The organism is Marinobacter sp. L-13, assembly GCF_056857715.1.
Genome location: NZ_JBSXNQ010000042.1, coordinates 1 through 21,579 on the forward strand (window position 1 = coordinate 1; position 21,579 = coordinate 21,579).

19 protein-coding genes are annotated in these 21,579 nt (G+C 54.5%); 6 read left to right on the forward strand and 13 right to left on the reverse strand.

What is annotated here, in order from left to right:
* Nucleotides 1-96 precede the first annotated feature (96 nt).
* The 3 genes from AC13DD_RS04510 to ttdA form a co-directional block, all read right to left on the reverse strand.
* Nucleotides 97-627, reverse strand: a complete 531-nt coding sequence (locus AC13DD_RS04510; protein ID WP_482930893.1) for a TAXI family TRAP transporter solute-binding subunit — start codon at nucleotides 625-627, stop codon at nucleotides 97-99.
* An 82-nt stretch (nucleotides 628-709) separates the two neighbouring features.
* The gene (gene ttdB / locus AC13DD_RS04515) at nucleotides 710-1,318 is read right to left on the reverse strand and encodes a L(+)-tartrate dehydratase subunit beta (protein WP_008172310.1); all 609 of its coding nucleotides are present in this window, start codon (nucleotides 1,316-1,318) and stop codon (nucleotides 710-712) included.
* Nucleotides 1,315-2,214, reverse strand: coding sequence for a L(+)-tartrate dehydratase subunit alpha (gene ttdA / locus AC13DD_RS04520; RefSeq protein ID WP_036211507.1), 900 nt, complete (start codon nucleotides 2,212-2,214; stop codon nucleotides 1,315-1,317). The genes ttdB and ttdA overlap by 4 nt, the downstream gene beginning before the upstream one ends.
* A 133-nt stretch (nucleotides 2,215-2,347) precedes the next feature.
* Between ttdA and AC13DD_RS04525 the strand changes: the two genes are divergently transcribed.
* Together AC13DD_RS04525 and AC13DD_RS04530 are read left to right on the forward strand one after the other, a co-directional pair.
* Nucleotides 2,348-3,259, forward strand: a complete 912-nt coding sequence (locus tag AC13DD_RS04525) for a LysR family transcriptional regulator (RefSeq protein WP_008172798.1) — start codon at nucleotides 2,348-2,350, stop codon at nucleotides 3,257-3,259.
* Between the two features lie 284 nt (nucleotides 3,260-3,543).
* Nucleotides 3,544-4,029, forward strand: coding sequence for a DUF3592 domain-containing protein (locus AC13DD_RS04530; RefSeq protein WP_273069294.1), 486 nt, complete (start codon nucleotides 3,544-3,546; stop codon nucleotides 4,027-4,029).
* A gap of 138 nt (nucleotides 4,030-4,167) precedes the next feature.
* Here the strand turns inward: AC13DD_RS04530 and AC13DD_RS04535 are convergent, their stop codons facing one another.
* Complete coding sequence (locus AC13DD_RS04535) at nucleotides 4,168-4,968, reverse strand: flavodoxin domain-containing protein (RefSeq protein ID WP_482930894.1); 801 nt, start codon at nucleotides 4,966-4,968, stop codon at nucleotides 4,168-4,170.
* 466 nt (nucleotides 4,969-5,434) lie between these two features.
* Here AC13DD_RS04535 and AC13DD_RS04540 point away from each other — a divergent pair, with 466 nt between their 5' ends.
* Nucleotides 5,435-6,271, forward strand: a complete 837-nt coding sequence (locus tag AC13DD_RS04540; RefSeq protein ID WP_008169721.1) for a substrate-binding periplasmic protein — start codon at nucleotides 5,435-5,437, stop codon at nucleotides 6,269-6,271.
* Here the strand turns inward: AC13DD_RS04540 and AC13DD_RS04545 are convergent.
* The 3 genes from AC13DD_RS04545 to AC13DD_RS04555 are packed head-to-tail and all read right to left on the reverse strand — an operon-like array spanning nucleotide 6,268 to nucleotide 8,035.
* Nucleotides 6,268-6,897, reverse strand: a complete 630-nt coding sequence (locus AC13DD_RS04545; RefSeq protein WP_008169718.1) for an ATP-dependent zinc protease family protein — start codon at nucleotides 6,895-6,897, stop codon at nucleotides 6,268-6,270. The genes AC13DD_RS04540 and AC13DD_RS04545 overlap by 4 nt on opposite strands.
* Nucleotides 6,894-7,469, reverse strand: a complete 576-nt coding sequence (locus tag AC13DD_RS04550) for an acyl carrier protein phosphodiesterase (protein ID WP_008169716.1) — start codon at nucleotides 7,467-7,469, stop codon at nucleotides 6,894-6,896. Before AC13DD_RS04550 ends, AC13DD_RS04545 begins: the two co-directional genes overlap by 4 nt.
* A gap of 23 nt (nucleotides 7,470-7,492) precedes the next feature.
* Entirely contained in the window at nucleotides 7,493-8,035 is a 543-nt protein-coding gene (locus AC13DD_RS04555; protein ID WP_008169714.1) for a porin family protein, read from the reverse strand.
* 250 nt (nucleotides 8,036-8,285) lie between these two features.
* Here AC13DD_RS04555 and AC13DD_RS04560 point away from each other — a divergent pair, with 250 nt between their 5' ends.
* Nucleotides 8,286-9,698, forward strand: coding sequence for a TrkH family potassium uptake protein (locus tag AC13DD_RS04560; protein WP_169702211.1), 1,413 nt, complete (start codon nucleotides 8,286-8,288; stop codon nucleotides 9,696-9,698).
* A gap of 3 nt (nucleotides 9,699-9,701) precedes the next feature.
* Here AC13DD_RS04560 and glgP read toward each other — a convergent pair whose 3' ends face one another.
* From glgP to glgC, 6 genes are all read right to left on the reverse strand, one after another.
* Nucleotides 9,702-12,236, reverse strand: coding sequence for an alpha-glucan family phosphorylase (gene glgP, locus AC13DD_RS04565; RefSeq protein ID WP_273083814.1), 2,535 nt, complete (start codon nucleotides 12,234-12,236; stop codon nucleotides 9,702-9,704).
* 30 nt (nucleotides 12,237-12,266) lie between these two features.
* Nucleotides 12,267-13,037, reverse strand: coding sequence for an SDR family NAD(P)-dependent oxidoreductase (locus AC13DD_RS04570; protein ID WP_053115312.1), 771 nt, complete (start codon nucleotides 13,035-13,037; stop codon nucleotides 12,267-12,269).
* Between the two features lie 27 nt (nucleotides 13,038-13,064).
* Nucleotides 13,065-13,424 (reverse strand): PilZ domain-containing protein, encoded by a 360-nt coding sequence (locus tag AC13DD_RS04575; RefSeq protein WP_049784470.1) that lies wholly within the window; start codon nucleotides 13,422-13,424, stop codon nucleotides 13,065-13,067.
* Nucleotides 13,425-13,524: 100 nt separating this feature from the next.
* The gene (malQ, locus tag AC13DD_RS04580; RefSeq protein ID WP_108018595.1) at nucleotides 13,525-15,018 is read right to left on the reverse strand and encodes a 4-alpha-glucanotransferase; all 1,494 of its coding nucleotides are present in this window, start codon (nucleotides 15,016-15,018) and stop codon (nucleotides 13,525-13,527) included.
* Complete coding sequence (locus tag AC13DD_RS04585; RefSeq protein ID WP_482930895.1) at nucleotides 15,015-16,742, reverse strand: glycoside hydrolase family 57 protein; 1,728 nt, start codon at nucleotides 16,740-16,742, stop codon at nucleotides 15,015-15,017. Before AC13DD_RS04585 ends, malQ begins: the two co-directional genes overlap by 4 nt.
* A complete protein-coding gene (gene glgC / locus AC13DD_RS04590; protein ID WP_273156855.1) occupies nucleotides 16,732-17,997 on the reverse strand; it encodes a glucose-1-phosphate adenylyltransferase in 1,266 nt (421 codons plus the stop codon). The genes AC13DD_RS04585 and glgC overlap by 11 nt, the downstream gene beginning before the upstream one ends.
* A 203-nt stretch (nucleotides 17,998-18,200) precedes the next feature.
* Between glgC and glgB the strand changes: the two genes are divergently transcribed.
* Nucleotides 18,201-20,087, forward strand: a complete 1,887-nt coding sequence (gene glgB, locus AC13DD_RS04595; RefSeq protein ID WP_041645216.1) for a 1,4-alpha-glucan branching protein GlgB — start codon at nucleotides 18,201-18,203, stop codon at nucleotides 20,085-20,087.
* The gene (gene glgA, locus AC13DD_RS04600) at nucleotides 20,084-21,547 is read left to right on the forward strand and encodes a glycogen synthase GlgA (protein WP_288365675.1); all 1,464 of its coding nucleotides are present in this window, start codon (nucleotides 20,084-20,086) and stop codon (nucleotides 21,545-21,547) included. Before glgB ends, glgA begins: the two co-directional genes overlap by 4 nt.
* Nucleotides 21,548-21,579: the final 32 nt, after the last annotated feature.

A 21,579-nucleotide genomic window follows, 5' to 3' on the forward strand; every position in this document is an offset into this window, starting at 1 on the left:
CGGGAAAGTGGCGAGAAGGTCAGTTTTTGAGGTACCATTTTGGATAGCGGTTGTTGGTGTTGATTGATGGTGTAAGGTCCTGAAATTTTAACACTTTCAGCCGCTTTCTTTTATCCCCTCATGAGAAATTCGGGCTAGTGCTGCCAACATACGTGGGAAATAGGTATCAGAGGTAGATCCTGCTGGACCAAACCCAATGACGGCGCCATCGGGAATGTCTGAGATGGAAGTAATGCCAGATGACGTCAATGCAGTGATAGAGAACGGCGTCTGGTACATGGGAAACATTGCACAGGCATTGTCCAATTGTATTCCTGGTGCTATGGCATTATTCCCCTCAAGCGATTCTCTTGCAGGGCCCATGGTTGTCATGCCGAAATGGTTATCGCCTGTATGAACTAAGGCCATGTTTTGCATGGGGCCTCCGGTTACTTCAGCACCACCCGTTACGCCTGTTTGTTCAGATACAATGTTTGCCCAAGCGGTGCCGTACCCAAAATATGCGCCACCTTGTGACCCAGTGCCTACTGTAAAGCTCTCCGGCCACGCGGATTTGTCTTCCGCAAACAGGGAAGATGATGCGGCTACTAGAGCCACAGAAAGAACAAAGGTTTTAATTGTTTTCATGACAATCTCCAATACTTATTTGTTTTTAGATATTGCTTCGTTAGGAATTAACCTTGATATCTAGATCGATTAACGAGGTAGCTTATTTTATGAACTTAACCTGCTCGCTGATTCGTTCTAGTACTGAGGACTTTCGCTCGTTGTATGTTTTTTTGTTTGTTTCGAATAGGTTGTTGCCGTGGGTATCAATCGAAATAATCAGAGGGCCAAAGCCTTTTACTCGGTTTATCCAGAGTGTCTCTGGCATACCTAAGTCCTTCCATTCAGCACCTTCTATCGCTTCAACCTTCGTTGCGGCGACAACTGCACAGCCGCCTGGAAAGACCGCATGAACAGCCTTGTTTTCTAAGCATCCAGCGGCTGTTTCCGGACCCATTCCTCCTTTACCGATAATCAGCCTGACGCCAGTCTTTTTTATGAACTCGCGCTCAAACTTCTCCATTCGCATACTGGTAGTTGGTCCAATTGAGACCATTTCGTAGCTACCGTCATCTTTTTCTCGAACGATTGGGCCTGCGTGAAAAATTGCGCCACCGGCAAGATCAACCGGGAGTTCCTGTCCATATTCAATTAGACGCCGGTGAGCCACATCCCTGCAGGTGACAAGGGTTCCATCGAGGTAAACAATGTCACCTACCTTCAGCGCTTCTAGGTCTTCGATGGAAATAGGGGTTTTTAATACCTTTTTCATAGCTTGACGTCCTGATGAGAGATGATTTCGTAGGAAAGGTCTGCGTTGATCTTGATTTGGCCGCGGCGGTGAGCCCAGCAACCAGTTGAAACGGCAACGCCAATTGTTGAGGGGTGACGAGCAGACCACTCAATATTTACTCCCATCACGGTGTTGTCGCCGGTTAGACCTTGCGGACCAATACCCAAATCATTGATGCCCTCTGCCAGAAGCTCCTCAAGGAGCGCTGCCTGTTCGTTTGTATTGCGAGCGGTAACTGGTTTGAGAATCGCCTTTTTGGACAATCGAGCAGCCGTCTCAGCGGATGTCGACACACCAACGCCAACTAGGAGAGGGGGGCAAGCGTTCAAGCCTCGGGAGGTCATTACATCAAGAACGAACTCGGCCACACCTTCGTAGCCTTGACCTGGCATCAATACCGTCGATGCTCCGGGTAGCGTGCATCCACCGCCGGCCATGTAAACATCAATAATCACATGGTCTTTTCCCGGAAGAATTTCCCAATCGAGCCATGGAATTTTCGAACCTGTATTTGTACCCGTGTTTTTCTCAACAAATGCCTCGACCGCGTTGTGGCGAAGAGGACCAATTTCAGTTGCACCTATGGTTGCTCCTTCCAGAATGGATTCGAGCTCACCAAGCAAAGGGAAAGACGATCCGGCCTGGATAAAATACTGAATTACACCAGTGTCCTGGCAGCTTGGCCGATCAAGCTTGTCTGCGGCATCTTGGTTTTCGGCCATCACGTCGAAAATCTCAATTGCCATGGGATTGGTTTCTTTGGCGCGCAACTCGGCCTGTTTATCTTTCACGTCGGTTGGCAGACGTTTTCCGATGTAGGCCGTGAATTTCGCAAGAATGTCGGTTAAAGACTGAACTTCAGCTTCTTTCTCCACGCTTCTATCCTCTTCTTACAGTGTTCCGATTTCGCCTTATGGAGTAACCGGATGGGTTGTAAGGTGATCATAGAATGTGGAAACTGGCTTAAGGTTCACAAAAAGTAAAAACACTTGTTCGTAAAGGTTAATAATGACGGCTGACGATTCGATGCGGTTTTTTGTAAGCCTTGCACAGAAACGCTCCATATCCGGGGCGGCTCAGGAGCTGGATCTATCTCCTCCAGCGGCTACCAAACGCTTGGCTCAGATAGAAGATCAGATAGGAGTGAAGCTGGTTAATCGGACAACCAGGCGCATTTCATTGACACCAGAAGGTGAGATTTATCTTGAATATGCCCAAAGCATCCTTTCCAAGATAGAGGAAATGCAGGATGTCATACGAAACCAGTCAGGAGCACCGGCCGGCCAGTTGAATATCCATGCACCGCTTGGTTTTGGTAGAAAATACATCGCCCCGCTTGTATCTGAGTTTGTCACCACATATCCGAATTTGGCAGTTCGGCTAACTTTAAGCGACAAGCATGTATCACCACCTGACGACGCAACTGATATAGCAATTCGCTTTGGCGACGTTCCAGACTCACGGTTAATTGCTCGGAAGATAGCTCCGAACAGACGTTTTATTAGTGCAAGTCCAAAATATCTCGATAGAGTTGGGCGTCCAGTCGTGCCTCAGGATCTGAGTAACCATCAGGCGATTGCGCTACGTCAAAATGATGAAACGGCCAGCCTCTGGCGTTTAACGAAAGATGATCAAACTCAAGCGATTCGAGTGCCGGTGAAGTTAAGCACAAATGACGGGCATGTCGCTCTTCAATGGGCAATTGAGGGACATGGCTTGTTGATGCGAGCCCAGTGGGACCTTGCTAAGCATTTGAGAAGCGGTGAGCTGGAATTGGTGCTTCCAGAGTATGAAACGCCTGCTGCCGACATTTACGCTGTCTACCTACAGAAAGCGCGGCTCGCAACACGAATCTCATTGTTTCTTGATTATCTTGAGGAGTCATTTCTCACTAAAACATCGACGAGTGACTATTGGTGAATGCCAGCGCTCGATTCGAAAAGCTCATGAAATTGGACGCACACGGGGCCACCCCGTTTCCATGGAATTTCTAAAACGGTGGTGGACTTACCCCGCAACTACTGACTTCCCATAACCCCAAGCAGAGGCCATTCCATTGCGTTACGCGAATATTCGCTTTGCGACCTTCACTTGGGTTAGTCAGAGTTGAATGATCACGCTGCGCAAGGGCAAGAAATTTGTTTTATCCCCTTAGAAAATACGGAAAATAGGCAGATCACTCCTCAACCAACAGAGCAAACTGCGTGGAATACCTCATCACGATGTGGGATCTGGCTAGAGCCGGCGAAAAGCAAGGTGTTCTGTTTTTCATTGCCGTTTACTGCTTTTTGATCATGAGTATTTCGCTCATAGGCCAGTTGCGAATGCGGCAGTGGCCTTCAGTCACAGGCAAATTGCTGGAAGGCGGCCCCCGCACCATCGGCGGGAGCGATCGATATGACGCTGATACTCGTTATGTGGTCAGCGCCCTCTACGAATATGAGATCAGCGGTAGAAGGTATCAGGGCAAACGTGTCTCACCCTGGATCTTCGTCACCAATCGAAACGCCAAAGGTATTCTCGATCATCAGTTCAAAAGCGTGGATCGGCAGGGGGACTTGGTAAAGATTTTTTATAACCCAAACAATCCGAAGAAAAGCACGCTGTTGAAACCCGGAAAATTCGGACTCTGCATCTCTTTCGTGATTTGGATAGGTCCGATGCTTTGCTACCTTACCTCATACCATTGAAATCCGAGAGTAGATCTGACAGTTGAAACTGGAATCCTACTATTCGCTTTGCGACCACAGCGCCAGATTTTGCAGCGAGCGCGGTAAGCCTTCATTGAGCCTCAGCCAACGCCTTCTCGGTTTGCCCAAAGAAGCCGCTCAGTTGTCATTTTCTGAGCCGGTCACCTGAACGTGCCACTTATCGCCTGGCTGTGCAGACAACAGTAGTTTGGCGGTTCCGCTCTTATCGAGCTTTGTATGGTCCGCGGTGACTCGGATGCGGGTAAAGGGATTCGAGGGGTCCGGGTTGATCTCGGCGACAAATGGCTCGAGGTTTGGATTTTTTCGTTTGGGCTTAAAGCGAAGAGCCGTCGCCTGTTCATGCTCCAGACACTGAATGTAAAAGATGAGGTCGAGCGCTGACTCGCTTCGCCACTCCGTATCCATCACGGTCGCCACTTCCCAGTTGCTCATATCGGGTTCCAGCGCGATGCCAAAGGTTTCCGACAGCTTCTGCCACCAATGGCTGAACACGGCGGCGTCATTACGATGCAATTCGGTGGTCGGAATTCGCGGGTCCGCGCCCCGACGAAGCAGTTGTTGGGTCAGATGTTTACCAAAACCGCAAAAGTCTGCGTACTGCCGGTTACCCAGAGCCAGCACCGCAAATTTTACCTGGTCCAGATTGATGCTCGACTGGTCGAGCGCCTGGGCAAAGGGACGCGCCTCGGTCGGCGCCTCTCCCTCACCAAATGTCGAGACAATAAAAATGTGGCGCCCGTATTGCTCCAGCGTCTCGGGTTCAATCTCCGCCAGATTTACCATATCGCACATGGATGAGTTGTGTTCATAGATCCGTGTTGCAAGGCCTTTTGCGGTGTCAGTCTGGCTGGCAAAGGCCAGAAGAATGCGCTCACCGTTGTGGAAACAGCGTTTTTCTCTGTCGGATGGGTCTGTCATTGCTACAAATATAGGGTGGAATCTCGCGCTTAGCCATATCCATTTGAACCTTTTAGACCGGGGCACCGTTCTTAACAGAACACTGGCGATCAACAGGGGGTTGAGCATGCGTATTCTCAAAAACAGCGTCTTGGTTTTGGCGACTACAGTTTCATGTGTTTTTGGGGATTCGCGCTTGGCGCCTCCAGCGCTGACGAGGTCAGAGCCAGCATGGACAAAAACGCTGCAAATCAGAAAGTTAGACTTAGTAGTACTCACCGTGGAAATTTAGCACTTACTGTTAAAAGTTTTAGTACTTACTGTGGTCGTCCACCAAACGCACAAAACAGTATTCAATCCCCAGCATCAAAGTGCGTATAATGTATATTATGTTAAATCTAGTATAGCAACACTCAAGCTCACATCAATACAGTCGTTACACTCTGTGCGCACCCAACTCACCTATCCGGCTTTCAGGTGTTCATTAATGAAGTGGTACCGGCTGTTTCTGTTTTCCATGTTATTCTCCCTGATGCCGATAAGTCCTGCGGCAGCTAATCAGGAAATCATCCGAGTCACCACCGGCCAGTGGCCTCCCTACCTGGATAAGGAAAGTCCGCACGGTGGTTTTCTGGCGCAGATTATTCGCGAGGCTTTTGACAGCGAAGACATACGCGTGGAGTTTTCTTTCTTTCCCTGGTCCCGAGCCCTGGCCCTGGTGAAGTCCAAGAAATACCAGGCGTCGGCGGTCTGGTCATGCACGGCGGAAAGAAAACGCGAGTTTCTCTATTCCGCGCCAATTTTGCCCTATCAATATGTGTTTTATCATCGGCAGGAAATGCCATTCGATTGGGATGCATTGCCAGATCTCAGTGGGAAGACTGTCGGACTTACGCAGGATTACAGCTACGGACAGACACTCAGCGATGCTATCGACAGTGGTCTGGTAAGTTCCGATGTCACCACGTCCGACATTGCCAATTTCCGGAAGCTGTTGCTTGAGCGGATCGATCTTTTTCCCATGGATCCGGTGGTTGGTGAAGCGATGATTGCCCATCACCTGGGGCCAGAAGCGGGAGCCCGGCTGGAGTTCCATCCAAGGCCGCTTAGAAGTGCTCTCTACCATCTCCCGTTTTCTCGTGACGACCCGGAGGCGGGCCGCCTCAAGCGGACATTTGATCGGGGATTGGCCAATCTGCGTGAAAGCGGCCGCTATCAGGAGATTATTGAAAATGCCCTGAATGCCCACAGTTCCTCTGCGGCGGCCGCAATACTGGAAGAAAAACTGGTGAACTGGGATGAAGATCCCAGTTCCTGTGGTTAAGAGTCCGTGTCGGTTTCCTCTACCACATTCTCGGCATGCCTCTTTGCCAGCTCTTCCAGCGTTATGTACTCACACTCTTTTTCAGCCATAAACGAGTCTGCCGAATCAATCAGGATGTTGTCATCGCGCATGAATCGGCGACCCAGCAGCGCCGGATAGGAGAACTTGCCGCGGTCTGTCAGTGAAAACTGCGTGGTATGGGTGGTTCCGGCAATGCAGAAGTCCATCATGACCACATATCGCTTCTGGGATGGCGCGCCTTTTCGTTTAATCAGAACTGTTCGCTCGACCGGCCGCTCGAACTCCAGAATGACGTCGTCATGGTCCAGTTCGCCCTCGGTCGGCTGGTCCTCGTGGTCACCCAGTGGAATCTGGAAACTGACCCACTCCTCTCCGTCGCGCTCAAAGCCCTCGATGTTGACCGCGTGCAGAGACGACGTTTTGGCGCCTGTATCGAGTCGCGCCTTAAGCCTCAGGTTGGTATCTTTCATGACTACCCATTCAACATAGCCAAGGGTTTCCGGCGGTCGCTGCTGGTTATTGTTGGCATCGGCCTCCGCAGAAACTGCCATCGCTGATGGAAAAACCAATGCCATAGCCAACAACGCCCTAATAACAAACCTCATTCAATACCTCCTGCAAATTCCTGTAAATCCGGGAAAAATGATAAAAAATTGTGCTCCAGTTCTTCGTGGTTTGCGCGGATTTCCGTGATCATGCCAGCGAAATCATTTCTGAACCGTATGCGCCCCGCAACGCGGTCCAGTGCCTTCCCGATGTTTTCAAGGTCCTGGTAGGCCCCGAACCAGTCGTTCCACACCATCATTCGGGTAACTCTGGCCATTTTTTCCGGCATTAGATGTTCTTTCTGCTGCAACTCGTTGTATATACCGCGAATAAACGCCTCTTGCTCAATTTCACTGAACCGGTCCCAGTGTTTGAGAAGAAAATGGTCATAGAGAATATCGAGCGCAACGCCGGCAAATCGACGACGTTGACGGGAGAAGACCTGTTTGCTGGCAAGTACGTCGGGGTGCTGGTCGGTGAAGCTGTCGACCGCCCGATGGTGGCGGACGCCCTGCTTCACCGGGTCCGGCAGCGTCGAGAGATCGACGCCCCGGGTAAAGTCACCGAGGATGCTCCCCACCCGAGCTTCAGGTGAGTCCGGCGCGAGAAATACATGAGCCAGATGGTTCAAACAGTCTCCCCGGTGGCCTGGTTTCAGAAGTTGAATTGAATACCGACGCCCAGACCATCGACTTCGGCATTACTGTCTTCATAATAACGCATGTATTCAAGGTTGCCGGACAGGTTCGGCGCAAATTCCATATTCATGCCGATGCCGTAGGACACGTCCGTTTCATCCTCGGTGGCAGTGCCCAGAAACGAAGAAGCTTCGATTTCGACCCGGGTGAAACCGAGGATAGCGTACGGCGTAATGGGTGATTCGTTGGCCAGATTGAACGTGGCGTAGCCGCCGAAGAAGTTATCCAGTGAATAATCGACTCCGCCGATGCGGTCGTCATCCACGCCAAAACCGCCCCGCGCTTCGATGCCCAGATACGGCGTCGCCATCACGCCAACTTTGGCAGACAGCGTGCCTACGTCGGCATCCGCGTTACCGCTCTCAAGGTTCATGAAAGTGTAGTTCAGGCCTGTGTAGAGCCCGCCAACGCCAGACTTGTACATATCCTGGGCGGATGCGGCTCCTGCAGCAGCCATACCGGTGGCAAAGATAACGGCAATTGAACGTACGTGTTTCATTTTTTATCTCCTTAACCGAATTGTTCGGTGTACATCGCTGAACTTGCACCAGACTGACGCGTTTTGCCATCAGAAAGATCCGCATTTACGCGTTATTTACACCGATTTAATTCGCCGGTAATTTCAGCATCCGCGCGGTGTTACCTTGCGGAAGGCCGACCCCACAGGTATTCTGACGCCGTCTCCCGGTATCAGCTGGCTCGAGCATCCATTGAGAAATCTCTACCCCGTCATTTTCATTGTCAGCGTCATGTTCGTGCTTTTGAGCATTTTCATGACATTGCCTGTCATCCTGCTTGCGGGCTCTGAAGCGCCGAACGCCATGGCGTTTGCAGAATCGGCCGCCATTGTCTGGGGGCTCGGTATACTGGGAATGGCCGCCACCTACCGCAAACCGAGAGATCTGAAGCCCAGGTACATGTTCGTACTCACGGTATCTTCGTGGTTCATTATTGCCCTGTTTTCATCGCTTCCTTTCTATCTGAGTGACCTGGGCATTTCTGCCGCAGACGCCTTTTTCGAGGGCACCTCGGGGATTACCACCACCGGGGCAACGGTGCTCAGCGGCCTCGATGATATGGACAGGGATCTTTTGATCTGGCGGTCCATTCTGCAATGGATTGGTGGTATCGGAATTATCGGTATGTTCGTTGCGGTACTCCCGTTTCTGCGGGTCGGCGGCATGCGGCTGTTCGCCACCGAGTCTTCGGAATGGACCGACAAGGCTCTGCCAAGGATGAAAACACTCAGCCGTGGCTTGCTGGTGGTTTATCTGGCGTTTTCGATCATTGCGGTGGTTACCTACTGGTTTTCTGGCATGACGCTCTTCGATGCCTTCAACCATGGTCTTACCAGCATCGCCACCGGTGGCTTTTCCACCTCGGATCTGTCCATGGGCAAGTTCAATGATCTGATCCTCATGGAAGCCACATTTTTCATGATTATCGGCAGCTTGCCCTTCTTCCTTTTCGTGCGTGAAATGCATGGCCAACACGGCGTTCTTTTCCGGGATCAGCAGGTGCGATTGTTTCTCGCTATCCTGTTTTTCGTACCGCTGCTTCTAACTCTTTACCGCTGGATGGTGTCACCGGTCCCCTTCGATCCCATCCATAACTATGCCTCTACCCTGTTTAACGTCACTTCTGTGGTAACCACCACCGGCTATGCCTCCGAAGATTATTCGGCCTGGGGCCCTCTGGCGTTCGTGCTGTTCTTTTTCCTGATGTTCGTGGGCGGCTGCTCTGGTTCCACGGCCGGCGGCATGAAAATCTTCCGGTTCCAGCTTTCCCTGATCATCCTGCGTGAGCAGTTGATGCGCCTGCTGCACCCTCGTGCGGTTCTTACCCGTAATTACAATGGCCGGGCCGTGAGTGATGAGATTATCTCGTCGATGATCGCCTACACGTTTATCTTCCTGCTCTGTCTTTTGCTGATCACGGTTGCCCTGGCCGCCATGCAGCTGGACTTTGTCACGGCACTGTCCGGCGCCCTCACCTCGCTGACCAATGTCGGCCCCGGCCTTGGGGACATAATCGGCCCTGCGGGTAATTTCGGGCCGCTTCCCGATGCGGCAAAATGGGTACTGTCTGTGGGTATGCTGATGGGGCGTCTGGAGATACTGAGCGTGGTGATCGTTCTATCGCCGGCATTCTGGCGCAGCTGAGGCCTACCTGAGCCAGAGTATGGCGGGGTTTTCCAGGGGAAGGTTCAGGCGTTCATCCCGCACTCGCAGGCGCGGCGTGTAGTGTCCTTCGGGGCGTGGAGGCACTGTGCATTCATAAAGATAGGTATGAGGGGAACCACCCAGCGGATGTTTCATCTGCATGGCCGTAATGGTTCTTGGGCCATGCTCGGAATCCTCTGCAACAAGCTCTACTGCAATCCGCTGCTCGTCAATTCCATCCAGATAGACTTCCACGGTGAAAGTCTGGCTACCCGAATCTTCGCTTGTATTGAAGCTGTTGAAACGCAACCGGGACCAGTGCCTGGAGATTTCTCCGTATTCACCAATTAACTCCCTTGCAGTCTCGGAGCTGCGCCGGCTCCCCATTTCTGCCATGGGGAGATAGAACTGCTCTACGTATTCCCGCACCATCCGGTTGGCAGAATAGGCCGCCGTCAGTTGATCCATGCTTGCGCGCATACGTCCAACCCAGTTCCGGGGAATACCTTCGCTGTCGACGTCATAGAACCCGGGAATTACCTCGTTCTCCAACAGATCAAACAGCTGTTCCATGTCTGAGAGATCGTGGTCGTGATTGTTTGACCCGCTTAGCTCGTCAAACGTAGCGCCAGGTCGAATAGCCCAGCCCACATCCGGGTTCCAGGCCTCCGCCCACCAGCCATCGTACTGTGACAGGTTCAGTCCCCCGTTCACGAGTACCTTCATGCCACTGGTGCCGCAGGCTTCCCAAGGGTGTCTCGGACAATTGAGCCACACATCCACGCCCTGGATAAGCTGGTTGGCCACGCCCAGATCGTAGTCTTCAATAAACACCACCTTGCCCTCGACATCCGGTCGCCGGGAGAAGGCTTTCCATCGCCGGATGATGTCTTTCCCCGGGAGATCGTAGGGGTGGGCCTTGCCTGCAAGCACAATCTGAATCGGGCGATCGCGGCTGGCAAGCAGTTTGAGCAGGCGCTCCTGATCCTTGAGCAGGAGATCTGGTCGCTTGTATTCCGTAAACCGGCGGGCAAAGCCCAACGTGAGGGTTTCATGGTCCAACAAAAGGCCACACGCGGCTTCATGGTTGTTTCCGGGGTTTTGTTCGCAATGCTGGCTTGCAAGCCTTCGCCGGAGGTAGGTAATCAGCCTTGCGCGCTCCAGGCGCCTCATTTCCCATAATTCTTCGTCGGCGATGTTTGTCATCGGGCAGGTGCTCTGGAGAGGCCTGCGCCAGCGATCCTTGCCACAGGCCCGGGTCCAGATGGCGTCGGATTCCGGAGAATCCCAGCTCGGCGTGTGGATGCCATTGGTCACGTAGTCCGCCGGAATGTCTTCGGCTGGCCAGCGCGGGAAGAAAGGTTGGAAAATGGTCTGGGTGACCTTCTGGTGGATGCGGCTGACACCGTTGAACCGACCACACATATTGAGGGCCAGCAAGGCCATATTGAGTTTAAGGTCAGTCGACTGATTGTCTGCGTTTGAGGGCTGGCTTCCCAATGCCAGCAATTGATCGACATTCAGGTCGCGGCCTTCGAGCCAGGGTGTCAGATACAGTCGCAATAGCGATCGGGAGAAATGATCAAAGCCGGACGCCACCGAGGTGTGCGTGGTAAACAGATTGGTCGCCCTGGTTGCGGTTCGAGCTGTCTGGAAATCACTTTCATGGTCGTCCTGCCAGCTGAAGGCCCTCTCTATGAGCGCCAGGGCACAGTGGCCCTCATTCAGATGGCAGAGTGACGGCGATTTCCCAAGTTGTTCCAGCAGGCGCCAGCCACCGATGCCCAATACCATTTCCTGCTGCAGGCGCTTTTCCGGGTCACCGGTATAGAGTTCGCTGGTAATACCGCGGTCGCCCGGTTCGTTTCGGGGGTCATTGCTATCGAGCAGCAAAAGCTCGCATCGGCCCACCTGGGCTTTCCAGGCCCGAAGGCGCACGTGTCGTCCCGGGAAAGGCACAATCACCCTCACCCACTGGTCGTCAGCGTCCCGCAGGGGCGAGACGGGCAGCATGGTGGGGTCGTTGTATGGGTAGAACTCCAGCTGTTCGCCATCGGTGCTGATGGCCTGGCGAAAGTAGCCCTGCTGGTACAGCAGACCTACCGCCATGACTGGTGCACCCAGATCGCTGGACGCCTTCAGAAAATCGCCGGCCAGGACGCCCAGACCACCGCTGTATAGCGGCAGCGATTCGCTCAGACCATATTCCATGCAGAAATAGGCAACGCCCTCGCCCAGATCGCCCGGACAATCGGTCGAATACCAGGTGTCAGCCTCTGTAAAAGCCTGGTGAGCATGAATCTGCTCACGGTAGCGTTGCTGAAAGTCGGGGTCTGCGGCCAGTTCTTCCAGCCGCTCCCCGGACACGCTGTTCAAAACCAGCCACGCGTTCCGCGTGGTGTCCCAGATGTCCGAATCAAGAGCGCGCCAGAGCTCATCGGTACCGTGATGCCAGGTCCACCGAAGGTCCAGCGCCAACTGGAACAATCCGTTCAGGGATTCCGGCAAGGGCCGCGGTGTATAGGCTGCCAGGGTCAAATTTGAACTCCGCTCAGGTTGGTCGGGACATCATCGAGCGGTATAACCGCCATCAATCACCAGTTCACTCCCGGTCACAAACTTCGATTCGTCGGAGGCTAGATAGACAGCGCCCCAGGCAATATCATCCGGCTCGCCCATGTGACCGACAGGATGCATTGCCGCCGTGGCCTTTTTAGCTTCCTCCGGGTCCTGTCCGGTCGTTTTGAGGTGGGCCTCAACCAGCGGGGTCCATATAAACCCGGGGTGAATGGAATTGCAGCGAATGTTTTCAGTGGCATACAACAGGGCGTCGGTTTTGGACATCAAACGCACGGCGCCCTTGGAGGCATGATAAGGCGGAATATCCGGCGCACTCACCAGCCCATAAATGGATGACAGGTTGATAATGCTGCCAACGCCCGCTTTTTTCATGTGGGGAATGGCGTGCTTGGTGCAGAAAAACACGCCCTTGACGTTCACATCCTGAACATGGTCCCACTCTTCTTCCGTGAGTTCATGGGTCGGCTTGTTCGCCCCGGCAATGCCGGCGTTGTTCACCAGTACAGTCGGGCTACCGAAGGTATTGGCAACGGCGTCCAGAACCTGTTTGACCTCTTGTTCCTTGCTTACGTCACAGTGCCAGTAACCCGCCTTCAGACCGCGGCCTTCAAGTTGTTTAGCCAGGGCCTCTCCCTCGGAATCCTGGCAGTCGAGAATGGCGACAGCAGCGCCCTCCTCTGCCATTCGGAGCGCTGTTGCGGCTCCGATGCCAACGGAGCCACCGGTGATCACGGCCACTTTACCTTTAAGTCGTTCCATGAACAGATCCTCTCCCTTGGGTGTTCTTCAGGCTTGTTTCCTGCGGGCAGGAAAATAGTTGACTGGCATGTGGTGGTTTTTAAGCCAGTTGATCAGTGAAGAAATTGTAAAACTGTCGTTCTCGACGCCTTCAAAATCGACACCAAGGCCGCGGTCTGACTTCCGCACAACATGGGCCTTCAGCCGACGGAACCGCTTTTCCTGGGTATCCGGAAAACGGAACTCCAGTTCCACCGTCTGGTTTAACTGAACGTCAGTGTAGTCCGTGGCAATGAACAGACCACGTTTGGAGGCATCGCGAATCTGACCGGTCGCAACCGGCATCCCGCGCTTGTATACCAACAGACCAAGCTTTCCCTGTACGCGTTTACTGAGTCTGTGTTCCATGTTCCCCCCTCGTGACTCATCTTGAACGCCAATTGTTGATACTGCTTGTGTGTTATATCGAAGGTTGGGGCCCGCCTCTTTGATGCTGATCAAAAAATGCTCAGACCGGAGGAAGGCGCCCATGTCGTTTTACCGATTCAGCGATTATTTTCGACAAGTCTTTCTCGGGAAAATTCCAGTCCAGTTGCCATGTCCAGTTATTTGTAATGGTGCCCGGCGTATTGAACCTTGCCTCGGTTCCAAGACCGAGGAAATCCTGCATAGGCACCACGGCCAATGAGCAGACCGAACGGAACGCCGCTTCAATTACCGGCCATGGCATCCCATCACCACTGGTGGCCAGATAATCGTTCACATAGTGCCGGGTACGGTCATCCAGGCTGCGGTACCACCCCAGTGTTGTGTCGTTATCGTGGGTGCCGGTGTAGACAAGATCCCGGGGCTGGTGGTTGTGAAGCAGATGCGGATTGTTTGGGCTGCCGTCGAAGCCAAACTGCATCACCGTCATCCCTGGCAGTCGGAAGCGATGACGAAGTTCTTCCACATCGTCGCTGATGATGCCGAGATTTTCGGCCACCAGGGGTAAATCCGGGAAGCGGTCGAAGCAGGCCTGTAGAAAATGGTCAGAGGGGCCGGGAACCCAATAGCCGTTTCGTGGTTGAGGAGCTTCAGCCGGGATCTCCCAATAGGCCTGAAGCCCCCGAAAATGGTCTATCCGGATCAGATCGAACAGATGGCGCTGGCTTTCGAGCCGTTGAAGCCACCACTGGTAGCCATCTTCCGCCATGACCTGCCAGTTGTAGAGTGGATTACCCCAGTGCTGACCTTCCTCGGAAAAATAGTCCGGCGGCACACCGGCAACCACAGTAGGTTCGCCCCGGGCGTCCAGTTTGAAGAACTGTCGGTTGGCCCAGACATCGGCGCTGTCTTGAGCGACAAATATGGGGATATCACCAAACAGCAAAACATTGCGGCTTCGTGCATAGTCCCTGAGTGCCTGCCACTGGTGGTTGAACAGGAACTGCTCAAACCTGATGCGAGCCAGTCTGGCCTGGTTCTGGTCGACAAAGGCCTGCAAGGCAGCCGGCTCCCGATCCCTCAAGTGCTCTGGCCACTGGAGCCAGCCTGGCGACTCCTGAACCTCCCGGATTGCGCAGAACAGACAGAAATCATCCAGCCAGTAATCATTTCTTGCCCGGAAAGCTTCAAATCCGGCCAGATCAAGGCCCTTCCGGCCTGTGGCATGGCCCTCGTAAAACCGTTGGGCGGCGATGGCCAGCAGCTGCTGGCGGGATTCGGCGATGGGCTGGGCCAGTTCAGCATCGGCCAGCAGTCCGGTCTGCAGCAGTTCAGCGAGGTCAATAAAATCCTGGTTGCCCGCGTGGGCACTCAGGGACTGGTACGGTGAAAGATCCTGGTGGGTTGGTCCAATAGGCAGTGTCTGCCAGATGGTGATGCCACTGTCGGCCAGAAAATCGACGAACCGGCGGGCGCCGGCGCCCAGAACACCGAGGCTTCCGGGCAGGCAGGTCGGGTGAAGCAGCACACCGGCCCTTCGGGCACTGAACAGATCCTTGTCGTTCGCTGAAGTCATGCAGGATGGTCCGCCTCATGGCCCGGCCGCATGGTGCCGCCGCGAGCTGGTTCCCCGCTGCCCTGGCTGAGCTTCTGAAACACGGATGGCGGCGCCGGGTAGCCGATCATTTCATAGAGGTTGACGAGGTGACGGCGATACAGATGCTCAAAGTCGCTGACGATCTGGGCCGGGTTATAGTCACCAAACCACCAGAACCAGTCGGACCCTTCGCAGATAGCCAGTTGCTGCATGGCGGCTGCTTTCTGCTCCGAATTGAGGCTGCCGTTGTCCATCACCCGGTCGAAGTGGGTTTTGGCTTCACAGAGCAGATCCCAGGCCCGGTTCTTGTCCGGGTCACCGATCCAGGTGGAGAACGTGCCGTAAATCCAGCTGCCGGCCACAAGATGCGGCAAATGAACCGGCGCGGCTACGGGGTTCGCCACCAGATCGGCATAAGTGGTCAATCTGAGCCGGGGGTGGTTTGCCAGTACCCGATAAAGTTCGTCGAGGAAGTGAAAACCGTTCTCGGGGTAATACTCCCAGGCATTTTCGCCATCCATGATCACCGAAATCACCGGCTTCGTCTTGCCCTTGGCCTGCCCCGCAATGTTTTCCATGTGATGCACCAGGTCGCCAACGGCATCCCTGGCGTGCCAGTCTGCATAAGTAAAACCGATCAGATCCGACAGACCGTCGTCACGGAAGAAGACGGCGGTATCCGATTCGCCGAACGTATAGGGCTGGTGAATTCCGGCATCGGGCAAATCCGGGTTGTCCTGCCAGGCCAGATTGAGGCTGTTGTGCACCACAGAATCTCCGCTGGCAGTCCATCGGAATTGATGTTGATCCAGCAGGCCCAGTGTAGCCTGGCTGAGACCACCCTCGGAAGCCCAGCAGCCGGAGGGATCAACACCGAAGAAGCGCTGAAAAACGGTCCTAGCCTGTTGGAGCTGCCATGCGGCGCGCGCTTCACCCTCCGGGTAATGGCTGTGTGCTGGCAAAGCAATATCCGGCATGGCCTCGCGGGCAGCACCCAGGTCGATCAACAGAGGGAGCATGGCATGGGTATAGGGGCTGACAGACAACTCCACCTGCCCTTTTTGCGCAAGATGCCGGTACCTTGGGCCGATGCCGGATAGCACATCAAAAATCACGTCGAGAAGAGCCTTCCGGTCATCCATCGAAAAGTTGTGGCCCTTCTCCTGAAGGCTCTGGATGCAATGGCTGCTTCTGCGGATGGTTTCTCCCATCCAGCCAAGGTGGTACCAAACCAGCAAGTCGGAAAGAAACCGGCTTGAAATGTATCTCTGCAGCTCGGGCTTTTTGCGGTAAACCTCTGCAAGCTCCGCCAACTGCGCGTAGGCCGGATACCGATTGATGATCCGTTCCCGGTTGGCCCGCAGAGACTTTTCGATCAATCCCAGAAACGCAGGCGTTCCGGTTTCCGGCAACTGTTCTGCAACCAGAGCTGCGAGCAAAGGATCGCCGATCTCGCCAGCGCCATGGCGCCATTTTTCAATCTGGATAAGGTAGGTCTCGATCTGCTCAAGCAGAACCGGGGCAAAATTGACTACCGCCCTGGCGTCCGGATTTGCTTCCAGATGCGCCGCCATGTCGCTGTAATCCTTGATGGTATGAAGGTACACCCAGGGAAACAGGAACTGATCAGTGCGCATATCCTGATAAGACGGCTGGTGCATGTGCCAGCAGAGTACAACCGGTGTTTTGGTGTCAGAGGCCATGGGGATAATCCTGCCCGAGCATCTCGGGCGTGATCAGCACAATACCTTTGGGCGATACATGAAAACGCTTCCGGTCATCGGCCTCGTCGAAACCTATCCTCGTCCCTTCGGGGATGCGGCAGCCACGATCAATCAAGGCATTGCGGATGTGGCAGTGACGGCCAATCTCGACATCCGGGTAGATGACCGAATCCGAGATTTCACTATAAGAATGAATCTTAACTTGCGAAAACAACAAGGAATGCTTCACCAGAGCGCCGGAGACAATACAGCCGCCGGCCACCATGGAGTCCACAGCCATGCCCCGTCGATTGTCATCATCGAAAACAAACTTTGCGGGTGGCAGCTGTTCCTGATAGGTCCATATCGGCCAGTGGGAATCATAGAGATTGAGCTCCGGGCTGATTCCGATCAGCTCCAGGTTCGCCTGCCAGAGTGCGTCAACGGTGCCCACATCGCGCCAATAGGCCGGCTTGTTCTCAACCGGATTACGGAACGGGAAGGCGACCACCCGCAGACACTTGATGACGGAGGGAATAATGTCCTTGCCGAAATCATGAGACGATTCGCCATCCATCTGCTGGTCGCGCATGAGCTCGTCGAAGAGCACCTGGGTACTGAACACATAGATGCCCATGGATGCCAGCGCCTTTCCGGGCTGGCCAGGCATTGGCTTGGGCTGTTCGGGCTTCTCGACGAACTCGGTGACCCTCAACTCGTCATCTACCGACATCACCCCGAATGCCGAGGCTTCATCGATAGGTACTTCAATACAGCCCACGGTAATATCGGCATCATTCTCCACGTGATGGGCCAGCATGGTGCCGTAGTCCATCTTGTACACGTGATCACCCGCAAGAATAAGCACATACTCTGGCTGGTGGCTGCGAATGATGTCGAGGTTCTGAAGCACAGCGTCTGCCGTTCCCTCATACCAGGAAGTCTCGATCCGCTGTTGCGCAGGTAAGAGCTCTACGAACTCATCCAGTTCTCCCCGGAGAAACCCCCAACCCCGCTGGATATGGCGGATCAGGGAATGGGATTTGTACTGGGTGATCACACCAACCTGCCCGATGCCGGAGTTGATGCAGTTCGAGAGTGGAAAATCGATAATCCGGAACTTGCCGCCAAATGGCACCGCCGGTTTGGCCCGCCATTTGGTGAGATCGTGGAGGCGGGATCCCCGCCCTCCGGCAAGTACCAGAGCAAGAGTCTGACGAGTGAGACGACTGACGAAACGCTTGGCCGTTTGCATAGCTGCTTCCCTGAAGAAAACCTTCCCTGTAACCGGTCGTTTAACCGCAAGGGTTTGCCACGTTTTTGACGCCCTAAACTATAGTAGAACACTAGCACGGAATTATGACGTAAACTTGTTTTGGGTCATTTTTTAAACAGGCCCTTTCGCGTCCAATGAAGGGACGCTCAAAGCGCCTCATCTGGTCAGGAACAGCACGGTCTATGGACAGTCCAACGCTCAGCGAATTCGACCTCCACCTTTTTGCCGAGGGTCGCCACTGGCACATTTACAACGTGCTCGGTGCCCATGTCTGCAGGAACCGAGGTGTGGAAGGTGTCCGGTTTGCAGTCTGGGCGCCGCACGCCAGCGCCGTCAGTGTTGCCGGTGACTTTAACGAATGGAACGCGGGCATCCATCCCATGTCGTTGCATGAAGGCACGGGGGTTTGGTCCTGCTTTATCCCGGGCATCGGTAACGGCGCTCTCTATAAATTCGCCATCACAACGGACAAAGGCCGGCAGATCCTGAAAACCGATCCCTATGGACAGGCTTTCGAGCTCAGGCCCTCCACCGCTGCTGTAGTCACCGAGCGAGGCCACTTTGGCTGGGGCGATGGCGACTGGCTGGCCCGGCGGGGTCGCTGGAACTGGCAGGATTCGCCCATCTCCATCTACGAGGTTCATGCCGCCTCCTGGCGCCACCACGGTTCGGGTCGATGGCTGACCTATCGGGAACTGGCCGACCAACTCATTCCCTATGTGCTCGAACTGGGCTTCACCCACATTGAACTGTTGCCGGTCACGGAACACCCCCTGGATGAATCCTGGGGATACCAGACGACCGGATACTACGCGCCCACCAGTCGGTTCGGCACGCCGGACGATCTTCGTTATCTGGTGGACCAATGCCACCGGCACAACATCGGCGTGATTCTGGACTGGGTACCGGGACATTTCCCGACCGATGAACACGCCCTTGCCCGCTTTGATGGCAGCGCGCTTTACGAACATGAAGATCCCCGCAAAGGGCGCCATCAGGACTGGGGCACACTCATCTACAACTATGGCCGGCATGAGGTGCGGAACTTCCTGATCGGCAGTGCCTTGTTCTGGCTGGACGCCTTTCATATCGACGGACTCAGGGTGGATGCGGTGGCTTCCATGCTGTACCTCAACTACTCCCGCAAGGAAGGCGAATGGGAGCCCAACGTGCATGGAGGCCATGAAAACCTCGAAGCCATTGAGTTCCTGCGGGAATTGAACCAGGTCTGCCAGAGCCGCTTCCCCGGAACGCTGGTCTGCGCGGAAGAATCGACCTCCTGGCCGCGTGTAACCCGGCCACCGGAAATTGGCGGACTCGGGTTCAACCTGAAATGGAACATGGGCTGGATGCACGACACCCTGGACTATCTGGCACAGGATCCGGTGTATCGTCAGTATCATCACGACAAGCTGACCTTTGGGCTGCTCTATGCCTTCTCGGAGAATTTCCTGCTGCCGCTTTCCCACGACGAAGTGGTTCATGGCAAAGGCAGCCTGATCAACAAAATGACCGGCGACGAATGGCAACAGAGGGCTACTTTGAGGGTGCTTTTTACCTACATGTTCAGTTACCCGGGCGCCAAACTTCTTTTCATGGGCGGTGAATTCGGGCAGCGACGCGAATGGAGTGAATCCCGGGAACTGGACTGGTCTCTACTGGCCTACCCGGAGCATCAGGGAATTAAAAAGCTGGTTCAGGACCTGAACGGTATTTACCGGCGGGAGGTGTCGTTACACGGCGCCTGCTTCAAGCCGGATGGTTTCGAGTGGATCGACTGCCATGATTCCCCCCAGTCAGTGATCAGTTTCCTGCGCACCGCCAAGGGCGAAACCTCGGTGATTGTCGTTAATTTCACACCCATGCCCAGACACCACTATCGGATCGGCCTGCCTGAAGGTGGCAACTGGCGGGAAATTTTTAATTCCGATTCAGAGTATTACGGTGGCAGTAATCTGGGAAATCCCTACCCCATGCCTGCGGATGCCCAGCCCTGGATGAACCGTGAGTGGTCCGTGGAACTAACCCTGCCACCACTGGGCGCGATCATTCTGAGGCCGGCTTTATGATCCGCGTGCTGTTTGCAACCAGTGAGGTTTATCCCTTGATGAAAACCGGCGGTCTTGCCGACGTTTCTGCAAGTTTGCCGGAAGCGCTCTGCCGCCTGGAATACGACGTACAGATACTTCTACCGGGCTATCCCGATGCTTTGAGAGCGGCAAGAAAGGCAGGCTCCCGAAGGAAGGCGCGGTTTCAGCTGGGGCAATACAATGTGAGCCTCTGGCAGACCCGACTGCCCGGCACCGCTGTCACGCTATGGCTAGTGGACTGTCCGCCATTGTTTGATCGCCCTGGCAACCCCTACAAGAACGAGGAAGGCAAAGACTGGTGGGACAATGCCCATCGCTTTGAGCTGTTCGGAAAGGTCGGCGCCATGATCGCCATGGGAGAGGCAGGCCTGTCCTGGAGACCGGATCTGGTTCACTGCAACGACTGGCAAACCGGGCTGATACCGGTATTTCTAGAGGCCTACCACGACAGGCCCGGCACTGTGTTTACCATCCATAACCTCGCCTACCAGGGACTCTTCTCCCACGAGACTTTCCGTGCCCTGGGTCTGCCTGATTCGCTCTGGAACCTCGAGCAGCTTGAATTCTACGGGCAGCTTTCGTTCATCAAGGGCGGCCTGGTTTTCAGTGACCGAATCACCACCGTCAGCCCGACCTATGCGCTCGAGATCCAGACCCCGGAATTCGGTAATGGACTTGATGGTTTGCTCCGACACCGCCAGGACGCGCTCACCGGCATTCTCAACGGCATCGATAACCGGGTCTGGAATCCCGAGGAGGACCCTGAACTGTCCTTTCACTATGGCCGGGATCACTTGAAGAACAAGGCGCAGTGCCAGGCCGGCCTGCAGCAAGAGCTCGGGCTGGAGGTAAACGGCGGTCCACTACTGGGCTTCATCGGGCGACTGGTTGAACAGAAAGGCGTGGACTGGCTGGTTTCGGTGATGCCGCACTTGCTGGAACAGGGTTGCCAGTTTGTCGTTCTTGGCTCCGGTGAAGCCAGTTACGAGGAGCCCCTGAAACGCCTTGCCCGGCAATGGCCGGGGCAAATGTCTCTCACGTTGGGCTACAACGAGGGGCTTTCCCATCGCATCACGGCCGGATGTGACCTGTTCCTGATGCCATCGAGATTCGAGCCCTGTGGGCTCAACCAGATGTACAGCCTCAGGTACGGCACGATTCCGGTGGTGCACGGTGTTGGCGGACTGGCAGATACCGTCCAGGACCCTCAGGAAGTTGGCATCGACAAGGCCACCGGATTCGTTTTTACCGGCGCCAATGCCGATTCGTTACTGGCTGCCGTAAACCGCGCGCTACAGTTTTTTGAAAAACGTAAGCAATGGCGGCGATTGCAGGATAACGGCATGGCGATCGATTATTCCTGGAAGCAGCGGGCTCGCACCTATGGCGATCTGTATCAACGTATTCTCAAAGAACGTGACCAACAACAGCTGGATTAGTGCGAGCGTTTGCCCGCCTGGAGGCAACCAAC